We start from the raw sequence: 19,360 nt of genomic DNA on the forward strand, positions 1-19,360 counted from the left end.
ATTTCCTGAGAAAAAAGATGAAACATTTGATCGGTGGAATTTCCAGCGGCGGCCGCGCTTTGCCTGAAATCGATGGCCAGGTCTTCAATGTCACGCGTTCCAGTGGCCCATGGCTGTGGGACAGCGAGGGGATTCGCTACGTGGACACGGCAATGGGCTTCGGTGCAACCATGCTCGGTCATGCCCAGACGCAGGTCATGGCTGCAGCCAGTGCTGCGATGATCAATGGCCCGATGCCGTCCTTCGCCCACGCAGACGAGGAGGCTGCGGCGGCGGCGTTGGCAGCGTTCACCGGCGATCTCAGCCAGGTGATATTCGTCAATACCGGAAGCGAAGCGGTGCACCTGGCCTGCCGGACTGCCCGCGTCGCGACGGGCCGCCAGCGTATCGTCAAGTTCGCTGCCGGCTATGACGGCTGGTACGACTCGGTCGCCTTTGGCAACGCCGGACAGGCATCGGCCCTGATGGCCGATACGCAGCGTCCGGAAAGGGACGGTGTACTGCTGCTGCGCTACAACGATTTTGCCGACGCCGAGCAGCTGTTTCGCGACTACCACGACATTGCCGCTCTGGTGCTGGAACCAGTGCTGGCCAATGCGGGTTGCATCGAACCTGCAGCCGGGTACTTGAAGTACCTCAGCGATCTGGCCCACCGCAATGGGGCGCTCATTATTCTGGATGAAGTGCTGATGGGGCTGCGCCTGTGCCCGGGGCTGACCGGCACGTTGCTGGGTGCCGAGGCCGACCTCGCCACGGTCGGCAAGGCCATCGGCAGTGGTATTCCCGTCGCTGCACTGGTCGGAAAGCCCGAATACATGGGGTTGTTCGAACAGGGGAAAATCGTCCGTGCCGGTACTTACAGCGGAGCGCCGCCGGCCTGCGCCGCAGTACTGGCAACCCTCAAGCAACTGGCCACTGCGGACTATCCCGCACTGCTGAGACGCGGCGATCAGTTGCGCGCGCAACTGGTGGCAGCCTTTGCCAACAAGGGCATGGCGGTAAGCAGCACGGGTTACGGGTCGGTGTTCACCTTATGGCCGTCGGCAGTCCCGCCCAAAGACTACGCTGATGCAGCGCAAATGGCTGACAGTCGCTGGACGCTGGCCTTGCACAAGGCGCTGCGTCGGCAAAGGGTCATGAGCATGCCGTTTGCTTTCGGCCGCACCTACCTGACCTTTGCCCATCAGGAGCAGGCATTGCAGGCCTTGCTGGAAGGCTACAAGGCGGCCATCGCTTCGCTTTGAATCGTGCCTTTAGAAGTGACTTGTGAGCTGTTTTCCGAGAGGCTTTCGGCCTTGAAGCAGTCGCGAACGAAATGTGCCAGGCGGCGCGTGTTCAGCAGGGCATGTTCGGGCACTACAAGCTCCAGCTCGATGCTCGGCAGCTCGGGCAATTGCTCGCAGTGCAGAATGCGCCAGCCGGACGGCACGACCGAAGCGGGTAATACCGTCACCGAGGTGCCCAATCGAACCGAATGCATGACGCCCGGGAGATGGGATGACGAACTGACCACTCGCCAGGGCGTGCCTAGCAGATCCAGCGCCTCGATGATCTGCGGACGCGCCCGGCAGCTGTCGGTAAACAATGACAGCGGCACAACCTTCTGTTGCTCGGGAAAATGCCCCGGCGCTGCGCACCACAACATCGGCTCGCACCGGAGTAACTCACCCTGTACCTTGGTGTTGGCGCGGGTGATGATCGCCAGGTCGATGCTACCTTCCGTAATCATCGCCTCGAGGCGAGAAGAAAAATCACAGATGATTTCCACCTGCAGATGCGGGTGGCGCAGGGCGAACGCCTGCATCAGCTCGCACCCCAGTGACTCCAGGTAGTCATCCGGCATGCCGATACGGACGCGGGCAGCCTCCTGCCCGCAATCCAGCGCGGCAAGCGCTTCATCCTCAAGCATCTGGATGCGCCGGGCATAGCCGATCAGCCTTTCGCCATGCTCCGTCAACGTGACGCCACGGCGAGAGCGCTCCAGCAGCTTGCGCCCGACCCTGGCTTCCAGTCGTCCCAGCATCAGACTTACCGCTGCCTGGGTCTTGCCGATACGCTCACCGGCGTTGGTAAACCCGCCGCAGTCGATGACAGCAACAAAAGCGGCAAGGCAATCGGTATCGAGATGGCGCATGGGAAGACCTCGGGTGAAACGTGATGGCAGATAACCATGCATGTTCCATTCCGTTTACACAGATGGGGCAACCTAACGGTTTCGGGCCGCCTGACCTTTCAGCTGGCGCTGCGCTTCCCAGCACTGATAGTGGTCGGTCAGCGTTTCGGTGATCGAGCGATACCTGACTCCCAGATCATTCACGCTGCGCTGGTTATCCACGCTGAAACGGATGCCCAGATGCTTGCTCAGGTAAGCCTGAGTGAGCCCGAACATCGGACCGATCAAGCGCACGAGCACATTGGGGATCTGATAGCGGGGCAGCAGCCAGGGACGTCGATGCAGACGTCGCACAATGCCGGCGATCTCCACGAAAGAGATCATTCGTTGTTCGGCAAGGATGTAACGTCCATGAGCGTCAGCCTTGTTGGCCGCGGTGATATGGGCTGTCGCCACATCCCGGACGTCGACCGTCGTAAGGCTCAGGTCGGGCATCCCGTAAAAGAAGTAGCCACGGAACATCTCATCCAGCAGGAAGAGGCTTCCGGACTCCGAGGCGGGTGTCAGAGACGGGCCCAGAATCATGCCGGGATTGATCGTCACCAGGCTCCAGCGGCTCTGCGCTTCGCAGATTCGCCACGCCTCTTTCTCGGCTTCGACCTTGGCGTAATGGTAGGGATTGGTCTTGAGTGTGCTGCTGGTATTGAAATACTCCTCGGTGAGGGTCTTGTTGCTCATCTGCAGCACATCGATGTAGTCACCAAAGATTGCCCCGACCGTGGAGGTCATGACCACGCGCATCACGCTGGGGGTTTTATCGACGCTCTGCAGGACATTCCGAGTGCCCTGCAGTGCGGGCTCAAGCATCTCCCGGCGACCGTCTTTTATTTTCTCGGGCAACAGGAAAGGTGACGCCACATGATGGACCACGCTGCAGTCGCGCATGGGCGCATCAAATGCGCCCTCTGCCAGAAGGTCCGCCTCGAACAGATAAAGCCTGCCCGGATACTGCTTTTGCAGCGTCCGCAAAGGCAGCACTTTTGCCTCGTTGGCGAGATTGCGCACGGTGGTATTGACGGTAATACCGCTGGCGAGCAATTGCTGAATAAGGTGGCAGGCAACGAACCCGCCACCTCCGGTAACAAGAACTCGATCGGTCATGGCAGCCCATCTCTTGTTTGATTGGTTATGCAGAGCAGGGCTACGTTAAACAATCGGTTACAGAACGATCAGGGCTGAACCGGACGCGAAAGGGGGCGGCGATGGACTTCCGTCAATACGCTGCAGACTGCGGATCACGCGAAACATCAGGGCGATGTCGGGCGCTGGATATCTTTGCGGAACTGCTGCATCTCGTGCCTGGCCTCTCGCGGCGTTACCCCGGTCCAGCGCTTGAATGCCCGGCGAAAATCACGAATATCACTGAAGCCGGTTTCGCTGGCCACGTCGATCAGCTTCGTTTCGCGGTGACTCAGCAGTGACAATGCCTTTGCCCGGCGCAGTGAATCGATGACGCCCTGATAAGACTGTCCGGCTTCATCCAGACGCCGCCTCAAGGTGCGCTCGCCTATATTGAGTTGCTGCGCGAGTTCATTGAGTGACGGCGGCGCGCAGAGCCGCTTGCGTATTTCCCGTTGCACGGTTTCGACAAGATCAGACGTGCCTTTATCTTCCCAGTTTGCGCTGTCCAACAACTCGGCCACTTCGGCCGCGACGAAATCGTCACGCGTGACTAATGGCGTTTCCAGCCAACGGGCGTCGAACTCGATCAGATTATGCGTACCGGCGAATACCACCGGGCAGCGGAACACTTCCTTGTACCGATGCGCGTGCTCGGGCTCCGGGTATTCAAGTTCCACACGACTGGGAACCAGATCATGACGGCCACTCAGGTGCCGAACGATCGCCATCGCGCTGGCGAACGCCTCTTCCAGATAGAAACCGATTACATCGGGGTCGAAGAACTGCGGCACGATATACGTCAGGCAACGCCCCTCGTGAAACTCCATACGGTGGGAGAGCAGGGCGCCGGCGTGTTTCTGATAGCGGATGGCCAGATTGAGCGCATCGCCCAGCGTCGGGCTGGCCTGCATGCCCAATCCGACGATACCCCATGACACGGCCGTCTGGCGCTGGCCGACCGACAACCCCAAGCCATCATCGCCCAACTCCGAAAGGGTCCGGCGCACCAGCAGGTTGCTTTGCCGGTGCGACAGTAAATAACCCGATTTCTTCAGGTCATCAGGCGCGAAACCCAGGCCACGGCACAGCCACTGGGTATTGACGCCACGATCGGTCGCGTACTGCAGAAGCATACGCGATACCTGTGGCGGGGCAGAGGCTTCGGAGAACAGTGGGTCGGCAATGAGCTTCATATTGATCCAGACCTTTCACGTGCAGGTATTTTTGTCCCATCGAATCACAGCATGCCTGAAAAAACAGCTGAAACATCCGTGTAAACGTTCATTTTTATCGGCTTGAAGTGCCTGTCGGACAAGTCCGTTATCACCCCCTTTAACGTCCATAAACCCCCTGCTAGCGCTACGGCTCCTTGGCTAACTTAGGGTTCTCGCTGTAGAACCCGAGGAATACAAAGTGAGCAACGACAACAAGATTCACGATTGCGCCGACGCGGTATGCATTATCGGAAGCGGGCCTGGCGGGCTTTGCATGGCCAGGGCGCTCAAGCGCCAGGGACTCGATTACGAACAATTCGAGCGACACAGTGAAGTGGGTGGTGTCTGGGATATCAATAACCCCGGAACGCCGATGTACCATTCGGCGCACTTTATCTCTTCGCGCGATCAGTCTGGCTTCATTGATTACCCGATGCCCGCGCACTTTCCCGACTACCCGAGCAATCGGCAGATTTTCGAGTACGTCCGCTCCTTTGCAATGGCGTTTGACCTGTACGGCAAAATCCGCTTCAACACCGCCGTCGACAATGTCGAAAAGGAAGAAAACGGCCGCTGGCTGGTGACACTGGCCAACGGTGAACGACGCCGCTATCGCGCGGTTGTGTGCGCCACAGGGTGCAACTGGGACCCGAACATGCCCGAGGTGAAAGGTCAGTTCGAAGGCACCATCAGGCACTCGGTAACCTACAAGCATGCCGACGAATTCAAAGGCAAACGGGTAATGGTCATCGGTGCGGGCAACTCCGGTGCAGATATTGCCTGTGACGCCGCCAGGCATGCGGATAAAGCCTTTATCAGCATGCGCCGCGGCTATCACTTCATCCCTAAGCATCTGTTCGGAATGCCGGTTGATGAGTTCGGCGAAAAGGGGCCGCAACTGCCAATATGGCTGGCGCGGCCTATATTTCAGGCGATTCTGCGTGTGATCAATGGCGACACCCGCCGTTTTGGCTTGCCCAGACCTGACCACAAGCTGTTTGAAAGCCACCCGTTGCTCAATACCCAGTTGCTGCACTGTTTGCAGCACGGTGATATTCAGGTCAAAGCGGATGTTTCGCACTATGAGGGGCAGTACGTGGTGTTCAAGGATGGCACACGCGAGGCGCTGGATCTGGTGCTTTACGCCACCGGTTATAAATGGAGCTGCAAATACGCCGCAAACTATTTCGAGTGGAAGGGCGGTCGGCCCCGATTATACCTGTCGATTTTCAGCCGCGAGCACCACAACCTGTTTGGCATCGGTTACGTTGAAACCAACTCCAGCGCCTACAAGCTGTTCGACAGCGAGGCCCACGCGGTGGCCTGTTACTTGCGCGACCAATTGCAGCAAAAAGCCAGAGCTCGTCAATTTGATCGGTTGATTGCGTCTGACGATCCGGATCTTTCCGGGGGGATCACGTTCGTCAAATCCCAACGCCATGAGGTGTACCTGGAGGCTCATACGCTCAAGAAATACCTGCGCAAGTTGTCTCATGGGCTGGGCTGGCCAATGGTCGAGGAAGGCTACTACAAGAACCTGCGCAGAGGTGCCGGCTATGTGGCTGCGCCGCTGCTCCAGGAAACAGCCGCCATTCAGGAGACGTGCTCATGAAAACGGTGGTCCTGATTACCGGTGCGGCCGGTGGCATAGGCCAGGCCATCTGTGCCCAGCTGATCCGTCGGGGGATGCAACTGGTCCTGGCTGATATCGACGAAAAACAATTGTGTTCGCTGGCAGAAAAACTGGGGGAAGGCGCTTATCCCTATGTGATTGATCTGACCGATCAGCAAGCCCTGGCTGATTTGATGGCCTATATAGAAGCAGAGTTTGGCCGACTGGACGTGCTGATCAATAATGCCGCCATCGCGGTGGTCGAGGCGTTCGATACACGCTCGGTGGACAGCATCAGCAGAGAGCTCAATATCAATCTCGTTGCACCCCTGATTCTTACGCGCCTCGCCATCCCATTGCTCAAGCGCTCGGCTGACGCCCGGATCATCTCCACGGTTTCGCTGGGCGGTGTATTTCCCACGCCGGAATCACCCATCTATTGCGCCAGCAAGTTCGGCCTGCGTGGCGCCATGTTGTCGATCGGGCTGGATCTGGCAGAGAAGGGCATCAAGGTCGGCTCGATCCTGCCCACTGCGACAGACACACAAATGTTGCGCAAGGAAGCGATTGAGGGCGGCAACGCCTTGCAGTTCATCGCGCCGCCGCAATCGCCGGATGACGTCGCACGTCAGGTAATGCTCATGCTCGACAAGCCCTGCCTGGAGCGATCACCGAAACCGAGTGAATCCTGGGCGTCCAGTCTGGCCATGTTGTTCCCCAATCTATTGCCGCGGGCCATCCGCCTGCTACAAAAACGTGGCGAAAAGGGCATGCAGAAATATATCGAATCATTGGGCGAGCGAGGTCTGGCGCACCAGGTGGAAGGTGTCTGGCGTTTGAAGCAGTAAGCCCGACATTGGGCTGGCGGCGTTTTTTTGACCTTTGCAGCGCGGCTGATACCAAGGGTTTCATGGCTATCCGTTTTCAGCTAACGGATAATGCTGCGAGTTCGAGGTTCATGCTGCAATCTGCCGCACAGGAGATAATGATGGTCAAAACGCGTCCACGTCCCGCCGTGAATGGAGTCGCATCAGCGGATAGAGTGCTCACCGTTCTGTCTTCGTTTCAGATCGGAGACTCGGCCTTGAGCCTTGTGGAACTGGTCGAGCGCACCGGACTGATCAAAAGCACGATCATGCGTTTGATGGTTTCCCTGGAAACCTATGGCTTCGTCAATCGTCTTGCAGACGGTCGCTATATGCTCGCGAGCGAGGTCATGCGCCTCAATGCGGTCTACCAGGATGCTCTGGATCTTGAGCGGCATGTGTTGCCAAGACTGCACAAGTTGACCGGTGAAACCGGCGAGACGGCCTCTTTTTATGTGAAACACGGCGCCTATCGGTTGTGCCAGTACCGGGTCAACTCTCCTCACCGGCTGCGATTGCATATGCAGCCTGGAGACATGCGCCCCATGGACGGTGCGGCGAGTGCCGAAGCATTGCGTACCCCGTATGCCCGTGCGAAGGATGGGCTGGAGCCTTTTTACTCCAGCGGTGCGACTGACCCGCATGCTGCCTCGATGGCATTGCCCATTTTTGGCCCGCTGCATGAAAACATCGGAGCACTGGTACTTTCGGGCCCGTCCATGCGACTGACCGCTGACTACGCAAAAGCGATCCGGTCGATCTTCATCGAGGTGGCTGACGACCTGACGCGCAGCCTCGGAGGGAAAAGCTTCGGCGAGGAGAAGGTCACACACCGCGCGACGGCGGTAGACGAAGCGGTCTGAAGCCGGCGTCAGTAGCCACTTCCATAAACAGCCGACTTGAAGCGCTGCGTCAGGCAGCGTTTCAAATCGTTATTGCCGCGCCTCAACTGACCTCTACGGATTTGGCATCCTCAAGCGCTTCACGCTTGCGGCTTCTGCCCATCACAAGCACGGCGATTGCACCGGCTGTGCACAGCGCGGCCAGAGGCAACAGAGCGACCGCATAACTTCCCGTGGCCTGATGGATAGCGCCATAAGCGTTGACCATGATCCCGCCTCCGATCAGATTCGCCAGAGCGCCGATGGCCGCCAGTCCGGCAGCTGCCGTGCTGCTCGAAAGCCAGTTGGACACCAGTGCCCAGAACGGACCTTTCATCGAGTAGGCGCCGATGAGCACCATGGTCAGCATCACCACAGTGGCGGGTAGAGAGGATGTGACCAGCGCCAGCAGCAGACCTGCCGTGATCAAAAACAACGTGGCGGAGGTGTGCCAGCGACGTTCATTGCTGCGGTCCGAGCTGCGCCCCCAGACGATCATGGCAACCGATGCAATACCGTAGGGAATGGCATTGACGAAGCCGATCTCCAGATTGCTCAGGCCAAAGCTTTTCAACAGCTGCGGTGCCCACACGCTCATGGTGCTGCCTGCTGCAGACGCGCCTGAATAGATAAGCGCCATGACCCATATGTCCTTGTGCTTGAGCAGCTTCCACAGCGAGATATGGCCGATATTGGTCTTGAGCTTGCGCTCTTCGTCCAGCTTGTTGACCAGCCAGGTGCGCTGCTCGTCATTCAGCCAGCGAGCCTGAGCGGGACGATCCGTGAGAATGAAAAGGCAGGCAATTCCCAGCAGTACCGCGGGGATCCCCTCAAGAATGAACAGCCAGTGCCAGCCCCTCATGCCCATCCAGCCGTCCAGTGTCAGCAGGTAGCCCGAAAGCGGCGAGCCCAGAAAGTTTGCACCTGGAATAGCGACCATGAAGATCGCCACCATGCGTGCGCGATAGGCTGACGGCAACCAGTAAGTCATGTACAGCAGCACCCCCGGGAAAAAACCTGCCTCGGCAGCGCCCAGCAGAAAGCGCATGACGTATAGCGAGTTGGCGCCCTGGACAAAAGCCGTACCTGCGGAAATCAGCCCCCAGGTGATCATGATGCGTGCAATCCAAATGCGCGCGCCGAATTTCTGCAGTGCCAGGTTGCTCGGCACCTCGACCAGAAAGTAGGAGACAAAGAACAGGCTGCTCGCGAAACCGAAGATCGCCGGGCTGAGGCCCAGGTCATGATTCATCTGCAGCGATGCCATGCCGATGTTGCCGCGGTCGATGATCGCAATCAGGTAACAGAGGATAAGGAATGGAAGCAGTCGCCATGCAACTTTGCGCATGGTAGTGAGCTCAAGTTCGGTGACCGGTTGAGTCGCTTGGGGGCGGGCCATGGTGCTCTCCTGTGTTTATTTTTGTGGAGAAACGGTAGATGTTCGCCCCGCCGGCCAGGCAGCGGGGCGCAAGCCGGATCAGCTATCGAGCAATTGGCGATTCACGACGCAGCGAGGATCAAGCGCGTCGCCTTCCCACACTTTCACGATCTGTTGAACGGCCAGCAGTCCCACGCGATCAAGGGATTCGGTGGTATTGGCACCCGTATGCGGTGTGGCAACGAGATTTGGCAGCTGCCACAGCGCGCTGTCGGCAGACGGTGGCTCCGGATTGAACGTATCCAGCCCCGCACCTGCGATTCTGTTGGCTTGCAGCGCCTGGATAAGCGCCTGGGTGTCGACCAGTTCACCACGGGCAGTATTGATCAGGATGCAGTTGGAGCGCATGCGGTTCAGTTGCGCGGTACTGATCAGGTTGCGATTTTCGTCAGTCAGCGGGCAATGCAGGCTGATGATATCGCTGGATTCGATCAGGCGGTCAAAGTCGGTTTCACGCTCGACGTTTGAACGTTCGGGTAGCGTTTTGAGGTAAGGGTCGAACACCTTGACCTTCATCTGCAAGGGCGCAACCAGATCCATCAGGATGCTGCCGATCGCCCCAAGGCCAACCAACCCCAATGTCTTGCCGGACAACTCGATGCCGTTGGCGGTGGCCTTATCCCAATGCCCCTGACGTGTACGGGCATCCAGCCAGGCAATTTGCCGAGCCACGCTGAACATGAGCGCAAAGGCATGTTCGGCCACGGATTGCGCGTTCGCCCCGAGGGCGATCATGACAGGGACACCTTTCTCTGCCGCCGCCTGAATATCGATGGTGTCGTAGCCGACCCCATGCTTGGCGACCGCCTTGAGCCTGGGGGACGCTTCGATCATTTCTCGCGTGAGCTTGCCTTGCCTGACGATGATCGCGTCGGGCTGCACGTCGCGGATGAGCGAAGTGAGCTCTTCAGCCGGCAGATAGGGGGTGGTGGGGAAAATCTGAATGCCCAGATCATTCGCATAGCTCATCGCGTTGTGTGCTAGGGCGGGGCCCGTCAGCAAAATCTTGCGGGTCATGGATGCGTACCTTGTTCTTGTTTGCGTCGCGTTTGGTGTGCGACCGGGCAGCGACTTCAACCCGATATCTAAACCCTACCATAATGAAATGCCATTTCACTATCCTGATTTTTATCGGACTAAAAAAGTTTATTAATTATTTTTTACCGCTTGATTGATACAAAATGAAATGTGATTCTGAAAAAGCTTCCCCAGCCTTTCGGCGGCAACCCATAATTTCAAGAGAGCCATGCCCCATGACGATTGGATTCCGAGTCCTCGAAGCAGCCCGCAAAGTCAGCGCTGAGTGGGTATCACGTTATCGCGACGTACCCGTCGCAAATGTCAGCGATTCGATGAATAGAATGACCGCAGGCGGCGCTCGCCTGCGTCCGATGCACCGCGAAGGCGTGCTGGCCGGACCTGCTCTGACCGTGAAAGCCCGGCCCGGTGACAACCTCATGTTGCATTACGCCATTGATATCGCCGAACCGGGCGATGTGATCGTGGTGGATGCGGGGGGAGACCTGAGCAACGCGCTCATCGGCGAGATGATGGTGGCCTATGCGGTGAAGCGTGGCGTGGCGGGCATCGTCATCAACGGCGCGATTCGGGACGCAGGGAGCATTGCTGAGGGGACATTCCCGATGTTTGCAGCAGGCATTTCCCACCGGGGCCCTTACAAGGACGGACCGGGTGAGATCAACGTGGCCATTGCGATCGACGGTATGGTGATCGAACCGGGTGATCTGGTCATAGGCGACGAGGATGGCTTGCTGTGCGTACCGTACGAGCATGTCGCCGACGTCTATGATCGAGCCGCGGCCAAGCACCATGCCGAACAAAAGCAACTGGAACAGATTGCCAGGGGAGAAAACGATCGCTCCTGGGTCCTGGAATCCTTGAAGAAAAAGGGCTGCCAGCTACCACAATAACTCGGTACATCAGGCGTAAGCACGGCCGTGGCGCAACGCTGCGCCGTGCCGTTACGCCACGCCAGGCAGCAGACCAAGACGGCCGGGATGCGAGTGCCGGACTTGATGCTCAGCGCTGAGCAGGTATCGTGTAGGCGACACGTTGAAAAACCCGCGGCCCTGAACCGGGCGACACGATATTTTCAAGGCGCGATGCAGAGACCTCATGGCGCTGACGGCACAAGGATTATGTTCATGAAAGCTTTTCAGATCGGATCTCAACAAGGCCTGGACGCGCTGACCGCGACCACTCGGCCCGAGCCGATCGCCGGGCCGGGGCAGGCCATCGTGGCGCCTCGCCTGGTGAGCCTTATCAGCCGGGATGTTCAAATCCTGCGTGGTACATACGGCCCCCGACAATTACCAGAGCGCATTCCCATGTCCGAAGGCGTGGGTGAAGTCATCGCCGTAGGCGAGGGCGTCAGCCAGGTCAAACCGGGCGACCGGGTCATCTGCGGTCACTTTCCCGGCTGGCTGCAGGGCGAATTTCGCACCAGCGTGTTCGCCCACGATGTCGGTGTAACCCATGACGGCTGGCTGGCTGAAAAAGTCGTATTGCCCGCCGCTGCCTTGATTCACGTACCGGACGCGTTGGCTGACAAGGACGTTGCCGCACTGGCATCTGCCGGTCTGACAGCCTGGAACGCGCTGATGGAGGTCTGCAAGGTCAAACCGGGTGAACTCGTCCTGTGTCTGGGGACCGGCGGAGTGGCGCTGGCCGCGTTGAAACTGGCCAGGCTTCACGGCGCACGCGTGGCGATCACCTCATCGAGTGACGAGAAGCTGGACATCGCGCGTCAGCTTGGCGCCGACATCACGATCAATTACCGCACGCACCCGGACTGGGCGGCGCAAGTCATGGCGCTCAGTGATAACGCCGGTGCCGACATCATTATCGAGACAGGAGGGCAGGACACCTTGGGACAATCGATCGCGGCGGCTGCCGTCAACGGCCGTATTGCCGTGATAGGCGTGACGCCAGGTCAGCACTCGCCGATTCCCGACTACCTGTCGCTGATCCTCAAAAACGTCACAATCAGAGGCATCGCCAACGGCAGCCGCGAGATGTTTGTCGACCTTATTCGAGCCATCGAGGCCAATGGAATTGAAACGGTAGTCGCCAGGACATTCAAATTCGCCGATGCCCCCGAAGCCTACGCATATTTCGCCGCCGCGCGGCACATTGGCAAGGTACTGATCGAGTTTGAACAGGGGTGAGGTTACCGCGCCTTAGCTGAACATATAGCGAAAGGCTTACACACGCCGAGGTGAATCAGCCCTGTACGACATGCTCGCGAAGTAGCAATCTATACCCATCAACCGTTGCGCAGGAGGCGCTTCGGAGGTCAGGGATGATCACCATTGCCGGGATGGCTACTGACAGGATGTTGGAATGGTATTGATAGAAAAACGACCCGCTTCGGCGGGTTTTTTTATGGGCGCAAGAAATGGCGCAATGCGCACATCGTCTGAACCGGTTGGTCGTCTACCCTCGACGTTGATCAGTCGAGCGCCGCGCTGGGGATGTACGACGTATGCCGGATGGCGCGGCGGTAGCGGTCTGAACGGGCATCAACCGATCCACAGACCGCACCGGTGCATGGCGGGAAAATCCCTGAATATGGAACAACAATGAAACTGCCCTCGGCTCAGACTGCCGCCTGAAACATTTCTACAGGGGTGGGATGATGCACGCTATGCTCGGCATGCAACCAGCGAAGTAGCGCACTGCGACCCGCGATGCCCATTTTTACTGCCGCGCGCTTGAAGTAGCTTTCCACCGTGCTGACTTTCAGATCAAGCCTGTCCGCCAGTTGAGGCACAGTGAGACCGGCCAGCAGCCCGACGCACACTTCGGTCTCGCGCGAAGACAGGCTCAGTGCCGAGGCTTCCAGGCGACCCAGGAAACGCTGGCGCAGGCCTTCCATGGCATCTTTGTTTTTAAGGCTTTTTGTGACAGGCGAGGGGATTGTAGAAACAAGGGTAGGCGTCACAGTTGCAATATGCTGCTTTACGATGGGCAACACGACCCAGGACAGATCCTTGAGCCGGGCGCGCTCCTGACTGGTGAATGCCTTGGCAGAAGGGGATCGATAAACCGACAGCACATACTCCCCCTTGCCCGGGTAAGCGAGGTGTACCTGGGGGAAAGACGCGTGAGGAAGCAGATGACCTGGCTTTTCCTGTGCGTTGTAGGAGGGCGACTCAAACCTGATGGATCTGTCGACGCGAGTGTCTGCCAGTTCTGTCGGGCTCAACAGAACAGGCTCCAGACGTCTGCTGTCGATCCCCGGGTTGAGCACCTGGTGCAGATGTCCACCGAAGGCACCAACGGCGTGAGTGCCGGTTACTTCATTCGTGGATCGACTGAGTCCCTGAATGACATGAGTCGCATCCACGGGCAGCGAAGCGGTGATCATCTCGTGGAGCAAGCGGGCGAACTGGCGGCTTCCGATACCGGAGATCACTTTGCCGAGATGCGGAAAGAGCTGTTGCATGTTCATCGGGGTTCCTTTTTCCGTTTATAGAGAGACACGCCAAGGCGCAGCCTTGATTCAGCAATTAAGTAAGTCTTCTGTTTCTTCGAGTCCTGCGGTCAGACAGGTTATATGCAGACCGTAATACAACATTCAAGCGGGCTGAACAGGAGTTTGAAAGTTAGGCGACAACGACGTCCGAGAGCTTGCAGTAGTAAAAAGTCAATCGTATTACGAGAAGCGAGAACGCTAACCCTAAGCAAGGCACTCTTTAATAGCAGCAACTTTTTATCGATGTTTATTGAGTCTGACGCTCCCTGTGCGACAGGGGTAAATGCGAATCACTCTGAATACTTGAAAGGCCGGCAGACGATCGTCTTACCACCGCGCAGCAGCGCCTGGCCTGTGTTGAAAGTGCAGAGGTATCCAGTAATGTTGGCATGACGTTCAACTCCTGTCCCTATCCATGTTGTTAACGCATACGCACAGGGCGCGGCGATACGGGTCGTGCAGCACTGGCGTGTTTATATTAAGGTGATCATATACATCACAAAGAGCTTTAATAAACTCCAACTGACCGGTATGACCGAAAACTAACCATATAGTTCATGTTTCACGCTCCAATTGCAATAAAAAAAGTTTAATCAACACGCGATAGATTTCACACTATGCGCAGCGACATCGCTGGGACGGGGGGCATTCGACGCAGTATTACCGGATACGCTGCGCAGCGGGAAGAAGCGCATGACGCTTCGACCAGCCGCTTTACTATTTATCGGGCTTGATAGCAAGTGAAGGAGTACTCATCGGTACGTTAGTGCACAGCAAATGCGCCTAACAACAACCCTCATCAGGGCACGCTTGTTTTTATTTTACGTTCTGCTGGTTTCTCGACAGGCATTTTATAATTCTATTCGCCGCACAACAGTAGGTTCGCTCGGTTTAGCCGATGGATGGCTGGTTGACCGTGCAGCACGGACAGCCTCGTCGAGCGCATGATGCCGGTTAGCTTCGGTCGCCCGCCGGGTGAGACGAGCAAACAGGTAACCTTCTGCAGCACAGGGTGGTCACCCTGTCTGGGATACGCCCGTCATCCACTTGACCAGACCGTGTCGCCCCTTCACGCCAAGCTTCGCTCCGGCCCGCTTCAGATAGGTCTCGATGGAGCTGTTCTTGACGTGAAGCTTGTCGGCCAGCTCTGGAACCGTCGCGCCAGCCAATATGCCAAGGCATATTTCTTTTTCCCGCAACGACAGCCGGACCTCGGATCGACTCAGCTTCTCGTTGAATTCACGTTGAAGCTGGTGGCCGCCCTGTGTAACGGCTTCGTTGTCAGCATGCGCAGTGCACAAGGTACGGGTCGTCTGGGCATGTCGCTCCAGCAGGGGCAACAGGGCCTCTGAAAAGTTTTTCAAGAACGATAATTCGTGAAGTGAAAAGTCACGTTGGTGATGATCGCGGTGCAAGGAAATGACGCAGCGCCTGTTCGACTTGCGCGACACGAGATTGCAGTGATAGGTCCCGGAAGAACCCATGCTGCAGGGTGGCTTGAGATGAACGAGCAGAAAATCGTCCACATTGAGCATTCGAGCGAGCAGCATCTCCTGGTTCTGCGAGACACTCAGACTGAACGGCTTCTGGTCCGCATTCTCTTGCCCGAGGGGCTGAATGCTGATCACGTTTCCTTCGTTCTCGTCGATCGTCCATTCACTCAGGTCAAGTAAATCGATGGGGACGGTGGCCGCGATGATCTGGTACATGTTCGCGGCAAATCCTGTATCACCCACGCTTGCGATTAACTTTCCCAATTCCAGAAAATACGCTGACTGATTTCCCGTCATTTGTAGATTGGCTTCCATTACACATTTGCCCCCATGGCGTTAGTCTCCAGCCCAACCAAAAGCAACCTCGCATACAGGGCAGCCCTCTCGATGCCTAGTAATGAGCATAATGTCTGATTGTAGGACAATATTACTGGCGCATTAAAGAATGTACACATAGGGGCTATTCCCAGTCTGTCGGGGAAAAGGGGGACAAACGTCTCGCTACACGCCAGTGCACCAGGGCTGACAGTGTCCGATAGCACCGGATAATCCTATAAGGGCCAACCCAGTGTGATGTCTCGGAATAAAGGATCCTTTAGCGGCTCACCGTTTCGGAAAATCGCCGTGTTGTAACTAACCAGAAATAAGGTTTATAGCGAAAACCGGCTGGCCAGTTGTCTCGAAAATAAGGTTCTTCATACCGCCGAGTGCATGGCCTGACGCCGTCGCTTTAGGGTGCTCAAACTATATTTCCGTTTTGCGCTCCAGACGCGGTGAGGTCTCCGCGAAAATGTCCCTGAATGCGGGGACAGACGCACACGGGTCCTGATGTTTCCATTACTACATGGCTGCAGGATGAATACCTGCCTCGCAGGATCGTCGTCGTGGAGAAGTAGAGATTCTCATGCACGCCCTTTATTTCAGTGTTGAGCCGCTGATTCATCCGAGATCCGTGACGCCCATTGAGCGGGGAATACAGTGAGCATTGTCGGCTTTTTCCGGAAATTGAATATCCGCAAAATCCTTTTGAGGATCGTATTGATCGATCTGGCGGTGTCGCTGGCTGGCTATGCCTTGTATAGGGGCGCCAGCGGGGAAGAAGAGACGGTCTTTCTCTCAGCCGCAGCAGAAGTGACGGACATTGAGTACGCCGTATCGGCACAGGGCGTGCTTCAGGGCCGCAATCAAGTGGACGTGGGAGCCCAGGTTTCCGGGCAATTGCAGTCCCTGAAAGTCAAACCAGGTGACAAGGTCAAAAGAAACCAGCTATTGGCAGAGATCGATCCACTGCCCGCCAAAAACGCTTTGCGCCAGGCGGTTGTCAAAGTCGAACAACTCAATGCGGAGCGAGACGCGACGCTGCATAAATTGAAACTTGCCGAGTCGAATGATCGCAGATATCAGGAGCTTGGCTCCACGGAGGCGGTTTCCAAAGCGGATCAGGACAAGGCCCGGTTCGAACTGGAGACCCAACGCGCCAACCTGGTATCGCTTACCGCACAATTACACACGGCCCATGTGAAGGAAGAAGCTGCGCGCATCAAGCTCGATTACACACGAATCTTCGCGCCAATGGACGGTCAGGTCCTCGCCATCGTTACTCAGGAGGGCCAGACGGTCATCGCAGACCAAATGGCACCTGTCATTCTGAAGATGGCACAACTCGACACCATGATCGTGAAAGCACAGATTTCCGAAGCCGATGTGCTCAAGATCCAATCCGGTCTTCCGGTTTACTTCACTATCCCGGGCGATCCTGACAGACACCATGACGCCACCCTCAAGGCGATCGAGCCGGGCCCTGTGGACGCCGCAAGCCCGTCTGGCACCACAGGCGAAAACAGCAAAGCCGTCTTCTACAACGCTCTTTTCGATGTCCCCAACCTTGAAAACCGCTTCTACATCAACATGACCGCTAACGTGCGAATTGTGCTCGAGGCAAAGAAAGGCGTGTTGACGATTCCTGTTGCCGCACTGGGTGATCGGCGGGAAGACGGCACCTACAGCGTAAGAGTGCTGGGCGAAGGTACCGAGGTCAGAACAGCGTACGTAGAGCCGGGTATCAATAATAAGGTCAGGGTCGAAATACGTTCGGGGCTTCAAGCAGGCGACAGGGTTGTCATCGGAGAGCGGGGCGGTGTGGAAGGTGTTTGAGCGTATGACAAGGAGGTGCTGGAGAATAAGAACATCCAGCACAGTTGTAAGCCGACGTTAAATCGATAACGGGCACGTTGCTGGCGTCTGATTAATGAATTGGGCGTGTGTTTCAAAAGTCAGGTCAACAGTGGATTAACAGGCGACGCCTGCGTCAGTACTTTCCTGACGCCGTCAGCGTTTGCTCATTCGCCAGTCGTTTTCATTCCTGGAAACCAGGCGGGCTTGAAAATAAACCTATTCTGGAGTGTTAGGTATGGCCATGTATTACGTTGCAATTGCAATGCTCACCGTGCTGCTCGTGCCAGGGCCGACCAATTCGCTGTTGCTGCAGTCAGGGATCAGTCGCGGGCTGAGCCTGTATTCGCTGAAGCTGGTCGCGGCCGAATGGGCGGCTTATGTGATTCAGATCAGCGCGTGGGGCTTATCCATTGATGCGCTGATCGAACGCTATGGTTGGGTGGTGGTGACGACCAAGGTTCTGGCCGTGATGTTCCTGTTCTACATTTCTCTGAAACTGTGGTTTTCGATTCACCAGGACCCCGACGGAAAGCCATCGCCGATTTCGGTCTCCGCGTTGTTTTTGGCAACACTCAATAATCCGAAAGGGCTGTTTTTCGCCACGCTCGTAGCCCCCGCCGGGACGTTTTTGCACGTGGAAAGCTATCTTTCATTCATGACGGTTTTTTCCCTGGTCGTTCTTCCTGTCGGTATGACATGGGTTGCGCTGGGTGCTGTATTTGGTCGAAAACTACCGTCGATAATATCGGGCAATCGAGTCAACCGATTAGTGTCATTGGTGATAGGACTGTTCGCGATTATTGCGTTGTATAACGTCGCTGCTACAACGATGTTCACCTGAACTTCCCACCCCGGTGGTGCTCCGTCACTGCGCCATCTCTTAACGATGTATCTAACGTTGATTGTGCTTATGTGCTTAGTAAATGTTGGAGTAGTCAGGTGAGCTATCGAGACATCGTGCTCAGCGACGAGGAAGAAATCGAGTTGAGCCAACGTGTGAGTTCAGCGACGATCAGCCCTCGCGAAGGCCGCCGGGCGCAGGTGATTTTGCTCGCTGCACAAGGCTGTTCTCGTAACGAGATTGCCAGGTTGACCGGGCTATCGGTTGTTTCAGTCACACGCTGGTGCAAGCGTTTTCGAGAACTGCGTCTGCCAGGCCTGGTGGATCTTCCTGGACGAGGTCGCAAGGCATCCCTGCCAGCCGAGGCGTTGAAACAAATCCTTGATCAAGTCACCCAGCCATGTATCGGCCACGCCCGATGGAGCTGTCGAAGCATGGCGAAACTCGTCGGTATATCGCCGGCCAGCGTCCAGCGCATCTGGGCCGCCCATGACATAAAGCCGCACCTGACACACGCGTCAAAACTATCCAGCGATTCGGGTATTGAAGATGAATCCGGGGAGACTGGCGGAGGTATATCCGAAACGCCCGAATAAGGCGTTGGTGTTCCGTTGTGATGAGCAACGCCAGGTACAGGCTTTGGAGCACACCCGACCACGGCTCTCGAGGGAGCACCTGTCCGATCCGGTACCGCATGGCAAACTGAATTACCTGCAGGACGCTGGATCAGATCAAGTGAAAGCCGGTATCCGCCTTGGCTGAAATGCCTGAACTGAATACCGGCGCGCACAGGATTACTGATGAGACGCAGCCCGCTGCGCCGGGTTGCTTTCAGCCATGATTGGCCATTGGCTCGCGGCGCGCATGTATCAGATCACGCGGCGAATAAAAACCCTGCACCAGGCGATTCTTTGACCGGTACTCGCACATCACAAGCAGAGTGTCCGGGAGAGGGATAATCGCGGGTTCATGCTTGACCACCATGATTTTGCCGCCCGAGCGAAGGCGTACATGTGCTCCAGGTTCGAATGTGCCCATCTTCAGTTC

At 56.9% G+C, this 19,360-nt stretch carries 16 protein-coding genes and 1 pseudogene; 9 read left to right on the plus strand and 8 right to left on the minus strand.

The annotated features are described in order from the left end of the window. Positions 1 to 17 precede the first annotated feature (17 nt). Positions 18 to 1,244, plus strand: a complete 1,227-nt coding sequence (locus AO388_RS22720; protein ID WP_003433944.1) for an aminotransferase class III-fold pyridoxal phosphate-dependent enzyme — start codon at positions 18 to 20, stop codon at positions 1,242 to 1,244. Here the strand turns inward: AO388_RS22720 and AO388_RS22725 are convergent. From AO388_RS22725 to AO388_RS22735, 3 genes are all read right to left on the minus strand, one after another. Then, on the minus strand, positions 1,217 to 2,134 hold the full coding sequence (locus AO388_RS22725; RefSeq protein WP_042931183.1) for a LysR substrate-binding domain-containing protein: 918 nt from the start codon (positions 2,132 to 2,134) through the stop codon (positions 1,217 to 1,219). The genes AO388_RS22720 and AO388_RS22725 overlap by 28 nt on opposite strands. A gap of 72 nt (positions 2,135 to 2,206) precedes the next feature. Further along, on the minus strand, positions 2,207 to 3,274 hold the full coding sequence (locus AO388_RS22730; RefSeq protein WP_003372901.1) for an NAD-dependent epimerase/dehydratase family protein: 1,068 nt from the start codon (positions 3,272 to 3,274) through the stop codon (positions 2,207 to 2,209). 146 nt (positions 3,275 to 3,420) lie between these two features. Beyond that, entirely contained in the window at positions 3,421 to 4,488 is a 1,068-nt protein-coding gene (locus tag AO388_RS22735) for an AraC family transcriptional regulator (RefSeq protein WP_003372903.1), read from the minus strand. 220 nt (positions 4,489 to 4,708) lie between these two features. Between AO388_RS22735 and AO388_RS22740 the strand changes: the two genes are divergently transcribed. From AO388_RS22740 to AO388_RS22750, 3 genes are all read left to right on the plus strand, one after another. Next, entirely contained in the window at positions 4,709 to 6,121 is a 1,413-nt protein-coding gene (locus tag AO388_RS22740; protein WP_058417187.1) for a flavin-containing monooxygenase, read from the plus strand. Further along, on the plus strand, positions 6,118 to 6,969 hold the full coding sequence (locus AO388_RS22745; RefSeq protein ID WP_058417188.1) for an SDR family oxidoreductase: 852 nt from the start codon (positions 6,118 to 6,120) through the stop codon (positions 6,967 to 6,969). The genes AO388_RS22740 and AO388_RS22745 overlap by 4 nt, the downstream gene beginning before the upstream one ends. Positions 6,970 to 7,109: 140 nt before the next feature. After that, positions 7,110 to 7,850 carry an IclR family transcriptional regulator gene (locus tag AO388_RS22750; protein ID WP_042931175.1) on the plus strand — a complete coding sequence of 247 codons (741 nt, stop codon included), beginning with the start codon at positions 7,110 to 7,112 and terminating at the stop codon, positions 7,848 to 7,850. 82 nt (positions 7,851 to 7,932) lie between these two features. Here the strand turns inward: AO388_RS22750 and AO388_RS22755 are convergent, their stop codons facing one another. Both AO388_RS22755 and AO388_RS22760 read right to left on the minus strand, forming a co-directional pair. Beyond that, the gene (locus AO388_RS22755) at positions 7,933 to 9,267 is read right to left on the minus strand and encodes an MFS transporter (RefSeq protein ID WP_058417189.1); all 1,335 of its coding nucleotides are present in this window, start codon (positions 9,265 to 9,267) and stop codon (positions 7,933 to 7,935) included. Between the two features lie 78 nt (positions 9,268 to 9,345). Continuing rightward, on the minus strand, positions 9,346 to 10,323 hold the full coding sequence (locus tag AO388_RS22760) for a hydroxyacid dehydrogenase (RefSeq protein WP_003372913.1): 978 nt from the start codon (positions 10,321 to 10,323) through the stop codon (positions 9,346 to 9,348). A 236-nt stretch (positions 10,324 to 10,559) separates the two neighbouring features. Here AO388_RS22760 and AO388_RS22765 point away from each other — a divergent pair, with 236 nt between their 5' ends. After that, positions 10,560 to 11,237 (plus strand): RraA family protein, encoded by a 678-nt coding sequence (locus AO388_RS22765; RefSeq protein ID WP_058417190.1) that lies wholly within the window; start codon positions 10,560 to 10,562, stop codon positions 11,235 to 11,237. A 234-nt stretch (positions 11,238 to 11,471) separates the two neighbouring features. Next, positions 11,472 to 12,494: a zinc-dependent alcohol dehydrogenase family protein gene (locus AO388_RS22770; protein WP_044308095.1), complete on the plus strand. Its 1,023-nt coding sequence runs from the start codon at positions 11,472 to 11,474 to the stop codon at positions 12,492 to 12,494. 431 nt (positions 12,495 to 12,925) lie between these two features. Here the strand turns inward: AO388_RS22770 and AO388_RS22775 are convergent, their stop codons facing one another. Together AO388_RS22775 and AO388_RS22780 are read right to left on the minus strand one after the other, a co-directional pair. Then, positions 12,926 to 13,780, minus strand: coding sequence for a helix-turn-helix transcriptional regulator (locus AO388_RS22775; RefSeq protein WP_003433926.1), 855 nt, complete (start codon positions 13,778 to 13,780; stop codon positions 12,926 to 12,928). Between the two features lie 1,040 nt (positions 13,781 to 14,820). Then, complete coding sequence (locus AO388_RS22780; RefSeq protein WP_003433924.1) at positions 14,821 to 15,594, minus strand: helix-turn-helix transcriptional regulator; 774 nt, start codon at positions 15,592 to 15,594, stop codon at positions 14,821 to 14,823. A gap of 681 nt (positions 15,595 to 16,275) precedes the next feature. On the opposite strand from AO388_RS22780, the gene AO388_RS22785 reads away from it, so the two are divergent. The 3 genes and pseudogenes from AO388_RS22785 to AO388_RS28020 form a co-directional block, all read left to right on the plus strand. Beyond that, positions 16,276 to 17,451 carry an efflux RND transporter periplasmic adaptor subunit gene (locus AO388_RS22785; protein WP_003433923.1) on the plus strand — a complete coding sequence of 392 codons (1,176 nt, stop codon included), beginning with the start codon at positions 16,276 to 16,278 and terminating at the stop codon, positions 17,449 to 17,451. A 256-nt stretch (positions 17,452 to 17,707) separates the two neighbouring features. Next, a complete protein-coding gene (locus AO388_RS22790) occupies positions 17,708 to 18,313 on the plus strand; it encodes a LysE family translocator (RefSeq protein WP_083515867.1) in 606 nt (201 codons plus the stop codon). Positions 18,314 to 18,411: 98 nt separating this feature from the next. Further along, positions 18,412 to 19,030, plus strand: a pseudogene (locus AO388_RS28020) (helix-turn-helix domain-containing protein); the annotation flags it as partial. Positions 19,031 to 19,144: 114 nt separating this feature from the next. On the opposite strand, the gene AO388_RS22800 reads toward AO388_RS28020, so the two are convergent. Then, a complete protein-coding gene (locus AO388_RS22800; protein ID WP_003372929.1) occupies positions 19,145 to 19,351 on the minus strand; it encodes a hypothetical protein in 207 nt (68 codons plus the stop codon). Positions 19,352 to 19,360 lie beyond the last annotated feature (9 nt).

The organism is Pseudomonas sp. ICMP 10191 (genome assembly GCF_001467335.1).
Lineage (GTDB): Bacteria > Pseudomonadota > Gammaproteobacteria > Pseudomonadales > Pseudomonadaceae > Aquipseudomonas > Aquipseudomonas cerasi.

Coding starts and splice junctions, on each gene's coding strand:
- AO388_RS22730 (WP_003372901.1), bottom strand. CDS start 3,274: ATGACCGATCGAGTTCTTGTTACCGGAGGTGGCGGGTTCGTTGCCTGC.
- AO388_RS22725 (WP_042931183.1), bottom strand. CDS start 2,134: ATGCGCCATCTCGATACCGATTGCCTTGCCGCTTTTGTTGCTGTCATC.
- AO388_RS22735 (WP_003372903.1), bottom strand. CDS start 4,488: ATGAAGCTCATTGCCGACCCACTGTTCTCCGAAGCCTCTGCCCCGCCA.
- AO388_RS22765 (WP_058417190.1), top strand. CDS start 10,560: ATGACGATTGGATTCCGAGTCCTCGAAGCAGCCCGCAAAGTCAGCGCT.
- AO388_RS22775 (WP_003433926.1), bottom strand. CDS start 13,780: ATGAACATGCAACAGCTCTTTCCGCATCTCGGCAAAGTGATCTCCGGT.
- AO388_RS22750 (WP_042931175.1), top strand. CDS start 7,110: ATGGTCAAAACGCGTCCACGTCCCGCCGTGAATGGAGTCGCATCAGCG.
- AO388_RS22780 (WP_003433924.1), bottom strand. CDS start 15,594: ATGACGGGAAATCAGTCAGCGTATTTTCTGGAATTGGGAAAGTTAATC.
- AO388_RS22800 (WP_003372929.1), bottom strand. CDS start 19,351: ATGGGCACATTCGAACCTGGAGCACATGTACGCCTTCGCTCGGGCGGC.
- AO388_RS22790 (WP_083515867.1), top strand. CDS start 17,708: ATGGCCATGTATTACGTTGCAATTGCAATGCTCACCGTGCTGCTCGTG.
- AO388_RS22770 (WP_044308095.1), top strand. CDS start 11,472: ATGAAAGCTTTTCAGATCGGATCTCAACAAGGCCTGGACGCGCTGACC.
- AO388_RS22755 (WP_058417189.1), bottom strand. CDS start 9,267: ATGGCCCGCCCCCAAGCGACTCAACCGGTCACCGAACTTGAGCTCACT.
- AO388_RS22760 (WP_003372913.1), bottom strand. CDS start 10,323: ATGACCCGCAAGATTTTGCTGACGGGCCCCGCCCTAGCACACAACGCG.
- AO388_RS22720 (WP_003433944.1), top strand. CDS start 18: ATGAAACATTTGATCGGTGGAATTTCCAGCGGCGGCCGCGCTTTGCCT.
- AO388_RS22745 (WP_058417188.1), top strand. CDS start 6,118: ATGAAAACGGTGGTCCTGATTACCGGTGCGGCCGGTGGCATAGGCCAG.